13 protein-coding genes are annotated in these 15129 nt (G+C 71.1%); 8 read left to right on the top strand and 5 right to left on the bottom strand.

Going from position 1 to position 15129, the window contains the following annotated elements; translation table 11 throughout:
* Positions 1-39 precede the first annotated feature (39 nt).
* Positions 40-681, top strand: a complete 642-nt coding sequence (locus ACERZO_RS33995) for a response regulator transcription factor (protein WP_372669686.1) — start codon at positions 40-42, stop codon at positions 679-681.
* A gap of 106 nt (positions 682-787) precedes the next feature.
* Here the strand turns inward: ACERZO_RS33995 and ACERZO_RS33990 are convergent, their stop codons facing one another.
* Positions 788-1672 carry a hypothetical protein gene (locus ACERZO_RS33990; RefSeq protein WP_372669684.1) on the bottom strand — a complete coding sequence of 295 codons (885 nt, stop codon included), beginning with the start codon at positions 1670-1672 and terminating at the stop codon, positions 788-790.
* Between the two features lie 558 nt (positions 1673-2230).
* Here ACERZO_RS33990 and ACERZO_RS33985 point away from each other — a divergent pair.
* On the top strand, positions 2231-2440 hold the full coding sequence (locus tag ACERZO_RS33985; RefSeq protein WP_372669682.1) for a hypothetical protein: 210 nt from the start codon (positions 2231-2233) through the stop codon (positions 2438-2440).
* Here ACERZO_RS33985 and ACERZO_RS33980 read toward each other — a convergent pair whose 3' ends face one another.
* The 3 genes from ACERZO_RS33980 to ACERZO_RS33970 form a co-directional block, all read right to left on the bottom strand.
* On the bottom strand, positions 2441-3730 hold the full coding sequence (locus ACERZO_RS33980; RefSeq protein WP_372669680.1) for a GGDEF domain-containing protein: 1290 nt from the start codon (positions 3728-3730) through the stop codon (positions 2441-2443). It abuts the gene before it with no gap.
* Between the two features lie 85 nt (positions 3731-3815).
* Complete coding sequence (locus ACERZO_RS33975) at positions 3816-5033, bottom strand: MFS transporter (RefSeq protein ID WP_372669678.1); 1218 nt, start codon at positions 5031-5033, stop codon at positions 3816-3818.
* Positions 5034-5129: 96 nt separating this feature from the next.
* Complete coding sequence (locus ACERZO_RS33970; protein ID WP_372669676.1) at positions 5130-5912, bottom strand: IclR family transcriptional regulator; 783 nt, start codon at positions 5910-5912, stop codon at positions 5130-5132.
* A gap of 83 nt (positions 5913-5995) precedes the next feature.
* Between ACERZO_RS33970 and hutH the strand changes: the two genes are divergently transcribed.
* The 6 genes from hutH (at position 5996) to ACERZO_RS33940 (ending at position 14099) form a co-directional block, all read left to right on the top strand.
* Entirely contained in the window at positions 5996-7522 is a 1527-nt protein-coding gene (hutH, locus tag ACERZO_RS33965; RefSeq protein ID WP_372669674.1) for a histidine ammonia-lyase, read from the top strand.
* Positions 7522-9174: a urocanate hydratase gene (gene hutU / locus ACERZO_RS33960; RefSeq protein ID WP_372669672.1), complete on the top strand. Its 1653-nt coding sequence runs from the start codon at positions 7522-7524 to the stop codon at positions 9172-9174. The genes hutH and hutU overlap by 1 nt, the downstream gene beginning before the upstream one ends.
* Positions 9171-10367 (top strand): allantoate amidohydrolase, encoded by a 1197-nt coding sequence (locus tag ACERZO_RS33955; protein ID WP_372669670.1) that lies wholly within the window; start codon positions 9171-9173, stop codon positions 10365-10367. Before hutU ends, ACERZO_RS33955 begins: the two co-directional genes overlap by 4 nt.
* A 101-nt stretch (positions 10368-10468) precedes the next feature.
* Entirely contained in the window at positions 10469-11701 is a 1233-nt protein-coding gene (locus tag ACERZO_RS33950; protein WP_372669771.1) for a formimidoylglutamate deiminase, read from the top strand.
* The gene (hutI, locus tag ACERZO_RS33945; protein WP_372669668.1) at positions 11689-12834 is read left to right on the top strand and encodes an imidazolonepropionase; all 1146 of its coding nucleotides are present in this window, start codon (positions 11689-11691) and stop codon (positions 12832-12834) included. Before ACERZO_RS33950 ends, hutI begins: the two co-directional genes overlap by 13 nt.
* A gap of 107 nt (positions 12835-12941) precedes the next feature.
* Entirely contained in the window at positions 12942-14099 is a 1158-nt protein-coding gene (locus tag ACERZO_RS33940; RefSeq protein WP_372669666.1) for an FAD-dependent oxidoreductase, read from the top strand.
* Here the strand turns inward: ACERZO_RS33940 and ACERZO_RS33935 are convergent.
* Positions 14083-14949: an esterase/lipase family protein gene (locus ACERZO_RS33935; protein WP_372669664.1), complete on the bottom strand. Its 867-nt coding sequence runs from the start codon at positions 14947-14949 to the stop codon at positions 14083-14085. The two genes, ACERZO_RS33940 and ACERZO_RS33935, sit on opposite strands and share 17 nt — an antisense overlap.
* Positions 14950-15129 lie beyond the last annotated feature (180 nt).

The raw sequence follows: 15129 nt of genomic DNA, 5'->3' as shown, positions 1-15129 counted from the left end.
ATAAGCTGGCTCCCGTTCATCCACGAGCTTGGGGGCCGGATGCGGGTAGTCATCGCCGAAGACGCCGTGCTGCTGCGGGCCGGGGTGACCCGCCTGCTCGCCGACGAAGGCATCGAGACGGCGGCGGCCGTCGACAACGGCGACGATCTGCTCGGCGCGATCAAAGAACACCACCCTGACCTGGCGATCGTCGACGTCCGGATGCCCCCGACGTTCACCGACGAGGGCCTGCGCGCGGCGCTGGCGGCCCGCAAGGAGATCCCGGGACTGCCGGTCCTGGTGCTGTCGCAGTACGTCGAGGAGTCGTACGCGGTAGAGCTGCTGTCCGGCGGCGCCGGCGGGGTCGGCTACCTGCTGAAGGAACGCGTGGCGGACGTCGACGAGTTCCTGGACGCGGTCCGCCGCGTGGCGGGCGGCGGCACGGCGATCGACCCGGACGTGATCGCCCAGCTGATGGCCCGCGGCCGCCGCAACCCCCTGGACGCGTTGACCGCGCGGGAGTCCGAGGTCCTCGGCCTGATGGCGCAGGGGCTCTCGAACACGGCGATCGCGAACTCCCTGGTGGTTTCGCACGGCGCGGTGGAGAAGCACATCGGCAACATCTTCTCGAAGCTCGGCCTCGAAGCGAGCGCGGAGGAACACCGCCGCGTCCGCGCGGTGCTGACCTACTTGGGTCGCTAAGCGAATCGTCTTTGACTGCAATCCCGTAACGCAGCCGTCGGGGCAACGCTGAGCCCCAGTTAGGTGGGCATCGCGCTCGTGTGGTCACTCGGAGTTGACCCAGATGTCAATCGGTGTCCGAAGGTTTCCAGGAAACGATCGTGACCTGCCCGGGCGTTATTCTGCTGAACTGGTACCTGTCCGGTGTTGCGCGGCGGCTTGATGGGCGTTTCTTCTCTGCCGGTTTCTTTCGCCCGGTCTCGCGCGGGTGGATGACTCGAAGGTCGATATCGCTCAGGGCCGGCCCTTTGAGTTCGATCTCCAACTCCTCGCCGAATCGCGAATGTTGAAGAGGGACGTAGCCGGATTTATGGCGAAACATTCTTGCTTGCCGGGCGATCTCGAAAGTTTTCCCCGCTGGAATTTCACGGTGACCGCAAGCGCTGGCTTCGTCCAGGACCAAGGAGCCATCGCTCTGCGTGGTCACATGTGCTGTAAGGGCCTCGCCGCTGAGATCGACGGAGGTGAACGCTCCCGGGCAGCTCGCGGAGTACTTCAGGTACTCACTGCGGAAGGTTGCCGTCGACGCCAGGACCCACAGCTTGCCGTCAAGCTTGTGGGGCTTTCGGCTGATGTTCTCTCCCGTGCTTTGCACGGAGATCGTCAATGAGAGCACGCCCAGCGGCTGATTCTTCCATGCAAAGTCGAGTGTCCACTTCGTCTTTGGGAAGAAGACCTCGCACGCCGCAAGTTCTTGCAGAGATTTTCGTAGCCCTGAAGGCGCTCTCTCATTGAGGAATCCGAATATTCCGGCCCAGGCTGACTCTTCTTGGATTCGCTGCTTCAAAAATGGATCCACGACCACGGCTAGAATGCCACTGATCAGGAGAGCCTCGCTGAGGCCGAGTATGGTGGATTGGGCGAACGTGCCCTCGTGAAGCCTGTTATGACCTAACAGCTCACCAAGTAAGCCGATAACGATCAGAAGAGTGACGCCGATCCGGTACCACACTCGTGGGTTGGTCAGCGTGCGTGACGTCTTGTGAGTCGCTGTAGTTGTCCAGGAACGCCAGGGCACGGTCGCCTCGAATCCTCATCAATTGTCACCCATGTTGTCTCCTTATGTGATCTGTTCGACGCATCTACTGTGGATGCCAAACTTCTAACTGTAGCACCGGAGCGTGACGGATGTCACGTGCCCGTGTTGCGAAGTTCCTATCATGCCGAGCATCCCTGCGCGAATCCGGCACGCCGCGTCCGGTGAGCTCGAGGGGGAGGTTAATGGAACCCGGTTCGGGGCAGGTCATAGAGTCGCTCCGGTGTGTCGCGGACTAGGGCGGAGTGAACTTCGGCCAGAGTCGCATTCCGGGGACGTGTTGTTACGGATCGTTTGGCGGCCGGCGGTGGAACTTGGCGGAGATAGGGCGGAGATAGCCTGCCGTCCCGACTCCGCTACTCTCCGCAGCTCCCACCCTGTGACGGCCCCCACTTGTGAGTGAAATTTTTGTGAGTGTCATGCTGAAGCCCCGACCATGGCTCCGCACCCGTGGGGTCGGAAGTAGGTGGCCAGATGACCTGGGCCCGTTCCAATGGCAGCTCCACCGCCAACGACGAAGACAGCCGGATGGGTGTTATCCGGGCTGAAGAAGCCGTTCGGCTTGCCGAACAGAACGATCGAGCCGTCATCACCGTTGCCGGGCACTCCTCCAATGTCACGGAGTGCGCCGAACTGCTCGCCATGCTCGGGCTGGATGCCGGGCGGCGGCACAAGATCGCCTGATCACCCCAGGTCCGCTACGTGGACCACCTTGTTCCGGCCGGTCGCCTTCGCGTGGTACAGCGCCGTATCCGCCGCGTCGAGCAAGCGCTGCAACGAGGTTCCCGCCGTCGGGTAGACCGCCATGCCGATCGAGGTCGAGAGGCCACTGATCGACAGCGTTCCCACCGGGACCTTGAGCGCCGCCACCGCTCGGCGGATGCGCTCCGCCACCGCGCCGATGTCCGGGTGGGCGATGCCCGGCAGGAGCACCACGAACTCTTCGCCGCCGAACCGGCCCACCGCGTCGCCGCGGCCGCGGACCGCGGCGATGATCGCTTCGGCTACTGCCCGTAACACCGCGTCGCCCGCCAGGTGGCCGTACGTGTCGTTCACCTGCTTGAAGTGGTCCAGATCCAGCATCAGCAGGCCGAACGTCGACCGCTGGCGGGCGGCGGCCGCCAGCGTTCGCTCCGCCAGCGCGTGCCAGCCACTCGTGTTGTACAACCCCGTCTTCGCGTCGCGGTGGGCCGCCACCTCCAGCTGCTTCACCAGGACCGTCCGGTGCAACAGCAGCAACGGCGGGAGCACCAGCACCGCCAGGCCCGGCAGCACCGCCAGCGCCAGCGCGTTCAGCGCGCCCAGGCAGAGCGTCGCCACCTCCAGGCCGTTGTCCGCCCACGTGCCGAACAGCGCCTCCGGGGTCCGGCCGATCTCGCGGCGGGCCGGGAGCACCAGCAGGGCGTTCACCACGAAGAACGTCACTCCCGCGGCCGCGATCGCGAACGTCCCCGCCCAGCCGCGCGGGAACGCCGCGCGCACGTCCGGGGCGCCTGACAGGCGCATGACCGCCTGGGCCGCGTAGCACGAGAGCAGGATGATGGCCGCGTTGCTGACCGTCCTCGACGCCGGGACCCGCTGCAGGCGGTACCAGCTGCGGGCCGCCAGGTGCCCATACAGGCCCGCGACCAGCACCGCCAGCAGCGGCGGCGGGAGCACCAGCACGCCGGCGAACGTCCAGACCGACGTCATGTTGATGTGCGGGGTCCCCGACACCCGGCGGCGGATGCGTTCGACGCGGCGGCCCATTTCAGACTGAGCCACGCCGAGGAGCAGCAGCGCCAGCAGGATCAGCACCGTGCGGCGGTCCACCGCGACCGGGAACGGGCGCAGCGTCAGGACCACCGCCACCGCTTCCGTCAGCAGGCAGTAGACGATCACGCGCGGACCCTGCCGCCACAGCGCCCAGCGCCGTGGCACGAGCGCGTCACGAAAACGCGGTCCGCCGCGCGGGGCTCCGGCGCCGGTCCGCATACTCATGGTGTCCGGCCGGTGACGGAACCGGGTCGGCCCGAGGTGGCGAAGGGAGGCGCGCCATGTGCGGACGCGACAACTGAGGTCATCGGTCCTCCAGCCCGGCCCGGCGCCACGCCCTCGCGATCGGCACGGCCACCGCGGCGCCCGCCGCCCCGGCCACGGCGATGGTGTGCGCCGGGCTCAGCACGTCGGCGAGCACACCGGCCGCGGCCGCGCCGACGCCCTGCACGGTGATCAAGCCGGCTGAGTTCACCCCGGCGCACTGCGCGCGGTGCTCGTCCGGCACCCGCCGCATGAACGACACCGTGCCGGTGATGTTGTAGCCCGTCGCCAGCAGGCCGGACGCCGCCAGCAGCACCACCGACGCCACCAGGCCCGGCCGGAAGGCGAACACCACCAGCGGCAGCCCCGCCGCGATCCCCAGCCAGCCGAGCACGCGGACCTGCGTGCGCTCCGGGATCCACTTCCCGAACACGACGCCGCCGAGCACGCTGCCCGCCGGGTCCGCCGCCATCAGCAGCCCCACCAGCGTCGCGCCCGCGCCGAGCCCGGCCGCGTACGGCGCGGCCAGCGCCTCCGGCACGATGTAGAACCCCGCCAGCCAGTTGAGCGCCACCAACGTCCGCAACGCCGGGTCGCGCCAGATCAGCCGGATTCCGGCCCCGGTCGCCGACAGCCAGGCCGGCCGCACCGCCTGCGCGACCGCCGCCCGCCGCCGGACGCCGGTGACCAGGAACAACGCCGAAAGCACGAACGTCACGGCGTCGAGTGCCAGCGCCGCGGACGGCGTCAGCGCGGCGATCAGCAGGCCGCCGCCGGCGAACCCGGCCAGCTGCGCGGCCTGGATCGTCACGTTCCGCAGGGCCATCCCGACCAGGTACCGCTCGCCTTCGAGCACCGTCGGCAGCAGCGCCTGCTGCGCCGCCTTGAACGGCCCGCCCAGCGCCGTCAGCACCGCGACCAGCACGCACAGCACCCAGAGCGGGACGCCGGGGATCGCGATGACGCCGACCAGCGCGGCCCGGGCCACGTCGGCGGCGACCATGACGTCGCGCCGCGGCCACCGGTCGCCCGCGCCGGCCAGCAGGATGCCGCCGAGGAGGGACGGCACGTACGTCAGGGCGTAGGTCAGGCCGGTCAGGGCCGCCGACGAAGTGCGCTGGTAGACGAGGACCGCGAGCGCGACGCGGGCGAGCTGGTCGCCGCAGACGGACAGCAGCTCGGCGAGCCACATCGCCCGGAACTCGGCGACGGCGAGCACCGCGCCGAACCCCACCCTCGTGACCTGTGCGTCATCCATCGCCGGCGCCCCTAAGACCGCTATCCGGCAACGGTAATCACCGAGCGGAGTGGAATCGAGGCGTTCGGTGACAGTTGCCCCGATCGCAGCAGCGCGTCAGCCCGGGTGGCCGCCGATCCGGCTGGTCAGCTCGGCCGCCGTCGCCGCCACTTCGGCCGCCAACTCCGGCCATGTCTCTTCGCACGGCTCGGCCGCGCAGTGGTGGCGCAAGGTCACGCTGATCGCGGCCAGCGGGCGGGCGCCGTGGTCGAAGACCGGGGTGGCGACCGACGCGAAACCGGCCGTGACGTGGCCGTCCTCGATCGACCAGCCGAGGCGGCGCTCCGCGGTCAGGGTGCGGCGCAGCTCGGCGAGGGTGCGCGGGCCGCGGCCGGTGCGGAGGACGAACGCCGTCGCCGACGGGAACAGCGCGCGGACGTGCGGGGCGGGCAGGTGCCGCAGGATCGCGCGGCCGGACGCGGTCAGCTGCGCCGGCAGCCGGACGCCGACCTCGGTGACGAGGGTTTCCGGGCGCGCCGGGCGTTCCTTGATGAGGTAGAGCGACTCGTTGCCGTGCAGGACGCCCAGGTGCGCGGTGTGGCCGACGCGGTCGACGAGCTTGCGCAGCAACGGCCCGGCCAGCCGTTCGAGGGGGTCGTGGCGCAGGTAGGCCGAGCCCAGCTCGAAGGCCGCGATGCCGAGGCCGTACCGGCGTTCGGCGGGGAGGTGGACGACGAAACCGGCGGTTTCCAGCTCGCTGAGCAGGTGGTACGTCGTCGAGCGGGGGAGACCCGCTTCGCGCGCGATCGCCGCCGCGGTCACCGGGCCCGGGCGCGTGGCCAGGAGGCGCAGGACCGCGAGACCGCGGCGCAACGCCGGCACCTCACTGCTGTCACCCATGGGCCGAGTGTATGTCTGGGATCCCAGACGGAACCACTCCGTGGGGCATCCCACCAGCGGGAAGGACGATGTCCAATGGGCCCATGCCGGAAAAAGTGCTCCTGGGCCCCGAACCACTGACCGCCGCCCAGGTCGTCGACGTCGTCCGCGGGTACGCGCCCGTCGGGCTCACGGACACCGCCGAGAAGAACCTCGCCGCGACCCGTCAGCACATCGAGAACCTCGCCCACGCCGTCACGCCCACCTATGGCGTCTCGACCGGCTTCGGCGCCCTCGCGACCCGTCACATCCCCGTCGAGAGCCGGACCGCGCTGCAGCGCAGCCTGATCCGCTCGCACGCCGCCGGCGCCGGGCCCGCCGTCGAGCCCGAGGTCGTCCGCGCGCTCATGCTGCTGCGGCTGCGGACCCTCGCCAGCGGCTACACCGGCGTCCGCCCGGGCACCGCGCAAACGCTTGCGGCCCTGCTCAACGCCGACATCACCCCGGTCGTCCACGAGTACGGCTCGCTCGGCTGCTCCGGCGACCTCGCGCCGCTGGCCGCCGTCGCGCTCGCGCTCATGGGTGAAGGCGAAGTGACGTACCGCGGCGAAGTGATGAAGGCGGAAGAAGCGCTGAAGCACGCCGGCATCGAGCCGGTCGTCCTCGCCGAGAAGGAAGGGCTCGCCCTCACCAACGGCACCGACGGCATGCTCGGCATGCTCCTGCTCGCCGCCGCCGACCTGCACCGGCTCTTCGACATCGCCGACCTCACCGCCGCGATGAGCGTCGAAGCCCTGCTCGGCACCGACCGCGCCTTCGCCGCCGACCTCCAGGCACTGCGCCCGCACCCGGGGCAGGCGACGTCCGCGGCCCGGATGTGGCAGGCGCTGCAGGGCTCGAAGATCGTCGAGAGCCACCGCGGCCCGGACTGCAACCGCGTCCAGGACGCCTATTCGCTGCGCTGCGCCCCGCAGGTGCACGGCGCCGCGCGCGACAGCCTCGCCCACGCCGAGCTCGTCGGCGACCGCGAGCTGATGTCCGCTGTGGACAATCCGGTCGTCCTCGCCGACGGCCGCGTCGAGTCCAACGGCAACTTCCACGGCGCGCCCGTCGCGTACGTGCTCGACTTCCTCGCCATCCCGATCGCCGACGTCGCCAGCATCGCCGAGCGCCGCACCGACCGGATGCTCGACAAGGCGCGCTCGCACGGCCTGCCGCCGTTCCTCGCGCACGACCCCGGCGTCGACTCCGGGCACATGATCGCCCAGTACACGCAGGCCGCCGTGGTCAGCGAGCTCAAGCGGCTCGCCGTGCCCGCGTCCGTCGACTCGATCCCGAGCAGCGCCATGCAGGAGGACCACGTCTCCATGGGCTGGTCGGCCGCGCGGAAGCTGCGCAAAGCCGTCGACGGCCTGACCACCGTGCTCGCCATCGAGCTGCTGACGGCGGCTCGCGCACTGGACTTCCGGGCGCCGCTGGAACCGTCGCCGGTCACCGGCCGCGTCCGGGATCTCCTGCGTACCAAGGTGGACGGTCCCGGCCCCGACCGTCACCTCGCACCCGAAATCGCTGCTGCCGAAGAACTCGTCCGCTCCGGCGCCGTCCTCGACGCCGCCCGTCTGGAGGTCTGATGTCCCGCGTCGTCCGTGCCGCCCGCGGCACCCAGCTCACCGCCAAGTCGTGGCAGACCGAAGCCGCGCTGCGGATGTTCCACAACAACCTCGACCCCGACGTCGCCGAGCGCCCCGAAGACCTGGTCGTCTACGGCGGCACCGGCAAGGCCGCCCGCAACTGGGCCAGCTTCGACGCCATCACCCGCGAACTGACCACTTTGGACGTCGACGAGACGCTGCTCGTCCAGTCCGGCAAGCCGGTCGGCGTGTTCCGCACGCACGAGTGGGCGCCGCGCGTGCTCATCGCCAACTCGAACCTCGTCGGCGACTGGGCGACCTGGCCGGAGTTCCGCCGCCTCGAGCAGCAGGGCCTGACGATGTACGGGCAGATGACCGCGGGCTCGTGGATCTACATCGGCACCCAGGGCATCCTCCAGGGCACGTACGAGACGTTCGCCGCTGTCGCGAAGAAGAAGTTCGGCGGGTCGCTGCGGGGAACGCTGACCGTCACCGCCGGCCTCGGCGGCATGGGCGGCGCGCAGCCGCTCGCGGTGACCATGAACGACGGCGTCGCGCTGGTCATCGAGTGCGACCCGCAGCGCGCACACCGCCGCGTCGAGACCCGCTACCTCGACGAGGTGGCGGACGACCTGGACGACGCCATCGCCCGCGTCACGAAAGCCAAGCAGGAGAAGCGGCCGCTGTCCGTCGGGGTCGTCGGCAACGCCGCCGAGGTGCTTCCGGAGCTTTTGCGCCGGGGCGTCGAGGTCGACATCGTCACCGACCAGACGTCCGCGCACGACCCGCTTTCCTACCTGCCCAAGGGCATCGACGTCGACGACTGGCATGACTACGCGGCCAAGAAGCCCGACGAGTTCACCGACCGCTCGCGCGAGTCCATGGCCGACCACGTCGAGGCCATGCTCGGCTTCCTCGACCGCGGCGCCGAGGTCTTCGACTACGGCAACTCCCTGCGCGGCGAGGCCAAACTCGGCGGCTGCGAGCGCGCGTTCGACTTCCCCGGCTTCGTGCCCGCCTACATCCGGCCGCTGTTCTGCGAAGGCAACGGCCCGTTCCGCTGGGCGGCGCTCTCGGGTGACCCCGAGGACATCGCCGCCACCGACCGCGCGATGCTGGAACTGTTCCCGGAGAACGAATCCCTCGCGCGCTGGATCCGACTTGCGGGTGAACGTGTTGCGTTCCAGGGACTTCCGGCGCGGATCTGCTGGCTCGGCTACGGCGAGCGGCACCTGGCCGGCCTGCGGTTCAACGAGATGGTGGCCAGCGGCGAGCTGAAGGCGCCGGTCGTCATCGGCCGCGACCACCTCGACTCCGGCAGCGTCGCCTCGCCGTACCGCGAGACCGAAGGCATGGCCGACGGCTCCGACGCGATCGCCGACTGGCCGCTGCTCAACGCGCTGGTCAACACCTCGTCCGGGGCGAGCTGGGTGTCGATCCACCACGGCGGCGGCGTCGGCATGGGCCGGTCCATCCACGCGGGCCAGGTCAGCGTCGCCGACGGGACGGAGCTGGCCGCGCAGAAGCTGGAGCGCGTGCTCACCAACGACCCGGGCATGGGCGTGATCCGGCACGTCGACGCGGGTTACGACCGCGCGGCCGAAGTCGCGGACGAGCGTGGCGTGCGGGTGCCGATGCGGGAGGGTGAGTGACCGCCTCGGGGCTCCTGGCCGAGATCGCCGACGTCGGGCGCGATCCGAAGCGCGGTGGCTATTCGCGGCACGCCTTCGACTCGCCCGAGCAGGACCTGCGGGTCTGGTTCGTCGAGCGCGCGCTCGGGCTCGGGCTGGACGTCGACACCGACTACAACGGCAACATCTGGGCCTGGTGGGGTTCGCCGGGGCCGGACGCCGTCGTCACCGGCAGCCACCTCGACTCGGTGCCCGGCGGCGGCGCTTTCGACGGCCCGCTCGGCGTGGTCAGCGCGCTGGCCGCCGTGGAAGCGCTGCGGGAGAAGGGTTTCCATCCGGAGAGGCCGTTCGCCGTCGTCGTGTTCGCCGAAGAGGAGGGTGGCCGGTTCGGCGTCCCGTGCCTCGGCTCGCGGCTGCTCACCGGCACGATCGACGCGGACAAGGCGCTCGGGTTGCGGGACGCCGACGGCGTCACGTTCGCCGAAGCCGCGGCGAAGTCGGGCTTCGACCCGGAGCGCGTCGGGCCCGATCCCGGCCGGCTCGGGCTGATCGGGAAGTTCCTCGAACTGCACGTCGAGCAGGGGCGCGGGCTGATCGACCTCGGTTCGCCGGTGGCCGTCGGCAGCACGGTGATCGCGCACGGGCGGTGGCGGTTCTCCTTCGCAGGGCAGGGGAACCACGCCGGGGCGACACTCCTGGCCGATCGTGCCGACCCGATGCTGCCCGCCGCCGCGACGGTCACCGCCGTCCGGCGGCTGGCCCGCGCGGTGCCGGACGCTCGGGCGACCGTCGGCCGGCTGGTCCCGACGCCGGGCGGCACCAATGTCATCGCGTCCACTGTGGACCTCTGGTTGGACGCGCGGGTGCCTGGCGCCGCGACTCCGGAACTGGTCGCGGAGATCACGCGCGCGGCCGAGGCGGCGGCGGAAGAAGAGGGCTGCCGGGTTGCCGTTACGCGGGAGTCCTATTCGGACGATGTCGTGTTCGACGACTCGCTGCGCCGCGATGTGGGTGATTGGCTCGGCGGGCCGCCGGAGCTGCCGACCGGCGCGGGGCACGACGCGGCCGTCCTCGCGGGGTTCGTCCCGGCCGGGATGCTGTACGTGCGCAACCCGACCGGGATCAGCCACTCGCCGGAGGAGTTCGCCGAGGCCGGCGACGTCGAGGCCGGCGCCGCGGCGCTGGCCACGGTCCTGGAACGGCTGGCGCGATGACCTCCGGCCCGCGGGGGCGCCCCCCGTTTCCAGCGTATCGCGCGGCACCGACAGTTTTCTGGTGTGAACAGGCCTGGCTGCCGGGTGGGATCGTGTCCGCCGTGCGGATCGACGTCGTCGACGGCCGGATCACCGGCGTGACTCCCGGGGCGCCGCGGACCGGCGTCGTCCTCGGAGGGCTGACGTTGCCCGGGTTCGCGAACGGGCACTCGCACGCCTTCCACCGGGCGCTGCGCGGCCGGACCCACCACGAGCGCGGCACGTTCTGGACGTGGCGCGAGCGGATGTACGCCCTGGCGTCCCGGCTCGACCCGGACACCTACTACCGGCTGGCCCGCGGGGTCTACGCCGAGATGGTGCTCGGCGGGTACACGAGCGTGGGGGAGTTCCACTACCTGCACCACGCGCCCGGCGGGAAGCCGTACGCCGACCCGAACGCGATGGGGGAGGCCCTGCGGCAAGCCGCCGCCGACGCCGGGATCCGGCTGACGCTCCTGGACACGTGCTACCTCGCGGGCGGCATCGGCGTCGAACCGGACGAGGTCCAGCGGCGGTTCTCCGACGGCTCGGCTTCGGCGTGGGCGGCGCGAGTCGCCGCGTTGAAGGAAGGTGAACTGTTCCGCGTCGGCGCGGCGATCCATTCGGTGCGCGCGGTCCCGGCCGATCAGTTGTCCCGTGTGGACAGTTCGCGGGTAGTGCACATCCACCTGTCGGAGCAGCGAGCCGAGAACGAGCAGTGCCAGGCCGCCTACGGCCGCACGCCCACCGAGCTGCTCGACGAGCACGGGGTGCTGACCGACCGGCTGGTCGCCGTGCACGCCACGCACCTCACCGCGTCGGACATCGCCCGGTTTCGCGGGGCGCGGGCGTGCTTCTGCCCGACCACCGAACGCGACCTCGGCGACGGCATCGGGCCGGCTCGCGCGCTGCGGGACGCCGGGGTGCGGCTGAGCATCGGCAGCGACAGCAACGCCGTCGTCGACGCCTTCGAAGAGACCCGCGCGCTGGAGCTGGACGATCGGCTGGCCAGCGAGGAACGCGGCCGGTTCAGCGCCGAAGAGCTCCTGGCGGCGGGCACGGACCACGCGGCGATCGGGTGGGACGGGGTCGGCGCGCTCGCCGAGGGGGCGGGCGCGGACTTCGTCACCGTCGGCCTGGATTCGGTCCGGACGGCCGGGATCGAGCCGTCCGGCGTGCTCTTCGCGGCCTCCGGCGCGGACGTCCGGCACGTCGTCGTCGCCGGCCGCGAGGTCGTGCGGGATGGCGCGCACCTGCTCATCGACCGTCCGGAAACCCTGCTGGCGAAGGAGATCGAGGCATTGTGGCAGTCCTGATCACGGGCATCGGCGAACTCACGACCAACGACCCCGGGCTGGGCCGGCTGACCGACGCGGCCCTGGTCGTGGACGACGACAAGGTCGCCTGGGTGGGGCCGGCGGCGCAAGCGCCGGACGCCGACGAGCGTGTCGACGTCGAGGGCCGCGCGGTGCTGCCCGGCTGGGTCGACAGCCACACGCACCTCGTCTTCGCCGGCGACCGCACGGCCGAGTTCGAGGCGCGGATGGCCGGAAAGCCCTACACCGCCGGGGGAATCGCGATCACGGTCGGCGCGACGCGGGAGGCGTCCGACGAGCAGCTGGCGGCGAACCTGCGCCGCCACGTCGACGAGGCGGCCCGGCAGGGGACGACGTGCCTGGAGACGAAGACGGGCTACGGGCTGACCGTCGCGGACGAGGCGCGGTCCGCCCGGATCGCCGGGGAGGTCGCCGACGAGGTGACGTTCCTCGGCGCGCACCTCGTGCCGCCGGGCGCCGACGCGGAGTCCTATGTGGACCTGGTGTGCGGCGAGATGCTCGACGCCGTCGCGGGAAGCGTGCGCTGGGCGGATGTCTTTTGTGAGACCGGTGCCTTCGACGAGGCCCAGTCGGCGCGGGTGCTGAAGGCCGCCGCCGAGCGCGGGCTCGGCTTGCGGGTGCACGGGAACCAGCTCGGCGAAGGCCCGGGCGTCCGGCTGGCGGTGGAGCTGGGCGCGGCGAGCGTCGACCACTGCACGTACCTTTCGGACGCCGATGTCGAGGCCTTGGCCGCTTCCGAAACCGTGGCGACGTTGTTGCCCGCGTGCGATTTGTCGACCCGGCAGGCGTTGGCCCCGGCGCGGCGGCTGCTCGATGCGGGCGCGACGGTCGCGCTGGCCAGCAACGCCAACCCGGGCAGCTCGTACACGACGTCGATGGCGTTCTGCGTAGCGACGGCGGTGCTGCAGCTGCGCATGACGATCGAGGAAGCGGTCTGGGCCGCGACGGCGGGTGGCGCGCGGGCGTTGCGCCGCGACGACGTCGGCGTGCTGCGGCCCGGCGCGCGGGCGGACGTCCACGTCCTCGACGCGCCGTCGGTGACGCACCTGGCCTACCGGCCCGGCGTGCCGCTCACGAACTCGGTGTGGCGCGCCGGAGATCGAGTGCGCTAACGTCGGAGGCGAGGACGCGCGAAGACACAGTCCGGTATGGGTTAGTCCGGGCGGCTGGAGCAGGCTTACCTGTGCGTCCCTTCCTCGGAAGCGACGAAGGGACAGCTGTGTCTGTGATCATCATCGGTGCCGGTCTGGGCGGCCTGAGCCTGGCCCACGGGTTGCGCCGGGCCGGAATCCCGTGCCAGGTCCACGAACGCGACGAATCGCCCGGCGCGCGGAAGCAGGGCTACCGGCTGCACATCGGCGACGTCGGCGATGCCGCGCTCAGCGAAGTCCTGCGCCCGGAGCTGCACGCACTCTTCCGCGCCACCGCGGGCCGGGCGCTGCCGCACACGAACGTCTACGACGAGCAATTGCGGCTGCTGACGCGCCTGGAAGACGAGGGCACGCACCTCAACATCAACCGCTTCACCCTGCGGCAGATCTTGCTGCACGGCCAGGAAGTCCGCTACGGCAAGCGATTCACGCACTACGAGACCGACGAAGACGGCGTGACAGCGTATTTCGCCGACGGAACTTCCGCCCGCGGCAGCCTGCTGGTCGGCGCGGACGGGATCAACTCGCCGGTGCGGCAGCAGTACCTGCCGCACGCCCGGGTCGTCGACGCCGGGCTCGTGCACCTCTACGGCCGGATCCCGCTCACCCCGGACACCCGGGCGCTGTTCGAACCCGAGATGTTCGCGGTGTTCTCCATGATGCTCGGCCCGGACCGGACGATGGCCGGGTTCGCGCCCGTCGACTACCCCGAACCGGTCGCCGACGCGTGCGCGCGGCTGGTGCCGGACCTGCGGCTGCGCGACGACCGGCCGTACATGACCTGCTCGGTCGGGGCCCGCTGGGAAGTCGTCGGCCACACCGAGGCGGAACTCGCCGCGATGACCCCGGGCGACCTGCAGAAGGTCGCGCTCGGCCTGGTCGACGGCTGGCACCCGCTGGCCCGCGCGATGGTCGGGCACTGGGACGTCCCGGCGACGTTCCCGCAGCCGATCCGCACGAGCGTGCCGATCGGGCCGTGGGAACCGTCGCGCGTGACGCTGGTCGGCGACGCGATCCACGCGATGAGCCCGGCCGGCGGCGCGGGCGCCAACACCGCGTTGCGCGACGGTGCGGCGCTGGCGTCCGCGCTGGCCGGGGCCCCGCTGCTCGAGGCCGTCGCGGCCTACGAAACCGCGATGGTGGATTACGGGTTCGCCGCCGTGCGGGAGTCCGCCGAAAACGGCCACCGGTACCTCGGGCAGAACCCGCTCACAGCGGGAGCGTGAACGGCGTGCACGCCGGCGGGTAGGACGAGTCGAGGGCGTGCAGGATCAGCCCGGTGACGTTCGGGTCGATCGCCTGGCTCAGGTGGCCCGACGCGTCCGAGCCGCAGAAGTCCTGCAGCACGATGTCCGTCGTGCCCGGCTCGTTCAGGATGCCGCTCGTGTACGGCGTCACGACCTCGTCGTACTTGCTCACGATGCTCGTGTACGTCGGCCCCGGCACGTGGACGCCGCCGCGGGCGAGGTCGTCCAGAAACGCCGACGGCGCCAGGTACTCCTTGCAGGAGCCGCAGGCGGTCCGCAGGACCAGGTCGAGCCCGGGCACGGTCGTCAGCAGGGCCTTGGCGAGCGCGTCGAGGCCGCCGAGCGTGGTGCCGCGGTAGTTCGCGCCGAAGCCGACGAAGTGCGCGACCTTCGCCGCGCCGCCGCCGTACTTCAGGTAGTACGCGGGCATCGTGCTGCCCTCGGAGTGACCGACGATGTCGACCTTCGCCGCGCCGGTGGCGGACCGGACCCGGTCGACGAACCGGCCGAGCTGCGCGGCGCTGTCGCGCATGGACGCGAGCCCGCCGACGCCGGGGCCGAGCACGCCGGTGCCGTAGGTCAGCGAGAAGACGCAGTAGCCCTGGGCGGCGATCTTCGGGGCGTGGAAGAACCAGTTGACGGAGTCGTTCGCGCCGAGCCCGTGCACGAGCACGACAGGCTCCGGGTGCGCGGCCGCCGGCCGGCAGCCCCAGTCGTTCCAGCCGCTGCCCGGCGCCGCGTCGGCGACCGCCGGTGCGACCACGCCGAAGCTGAGCGCCGCGGCGAGCACGGCCAGGGTTCGCTTGACACCGCCGTTGGTGACCCGCATTCCGTTGCCTCCAGTTACCCGTCAGTACGTGATGCAGATCATGATCGGTCACATGCCCCTGACGTCGACCTGGGAAGACGCTCAGAGATGAGGGTGGTTCTTTGTGTCAGGTCACAATCAGGCCGGGCGCCTTCTCGACCGATCATCTTCTCGGCTGTTTAGGCCGCGGCGGTGCGGTGG

This window comes from Amycolatopsis kentuckyensis, from assembly GCF_041679295.1.
GTDB lineage: Bacteria > Actinomycetota > Actinomycetes > Mycobacteriales > Pseudonocardiaceae > Amycolatopsis > Amycolatopsis kentuckyensis_A.
This window is presented reverse-complemented; position numbering and strand designations above follow the sequence as displayed.

Excerpts from the sequence above, each read along its gene's own strand:
- ACERZO_RS33995 (WP_372669686.1), top strand. The coding sequence starts at position 40 with ATGCGGGTAGTCATCGCCGAAGACGCCGTGCTGCTGCGGGCCGGGGTG.
- ACERZO_RS33985 (WP_372669682.1), top strand. The coding sequence starts at position 2,231 with ATGACCTGGGCCCGTTCCAATGGCAGCTCCACCGCCAACGACGAAGAC.
- ACERZO_RS33980 (WP_372669680.1), bottom strand. The coding sequence starts at position 3,730 with ATGCGGACCGGCGCCGGAGCCCCGCGCGGCGGACCGCGTTTTCGTGAC.
- ACERZO_RS33975 (WP_372669678.1), bottom strand. The coding sequence starts at position 5,033 with ATGGATGACGCACAGGTCACGAGGGTGGGGTTCGGCGCGGTGCTCGCC.
- ACERZO_RS33970 (WP_372669676.1), bottom strand. The coding sequence starts at position 5,912 with ATGGGTGACAGCAGTGAGGTGCCGGCGTTGCGCCGCGGTCTCGCGGTC.
- hutH (WP_372669674.1), top strand. The coding sequence starts at position 5,996 with ATGCCGGAAAAAGTGCTCCTGGGCCCCGAACCACTGACCGCCGCCCAG.
- hutU (WP_372669672.1), top strand. The coding sequence starts at position 7,522 with ATGTCCCGCGTCGTCCGTGCCGCCCGCGGCACCCAGCTCACCGCCAAG.
- ACERZO_RS33935 (WP_372669664.1), bottom strand. The coding sequence starts at position 14,949 with ATGCGGGTCACCAACGGCGGTGTCAAGCGAACCCTGGCCGTGCTCGCC.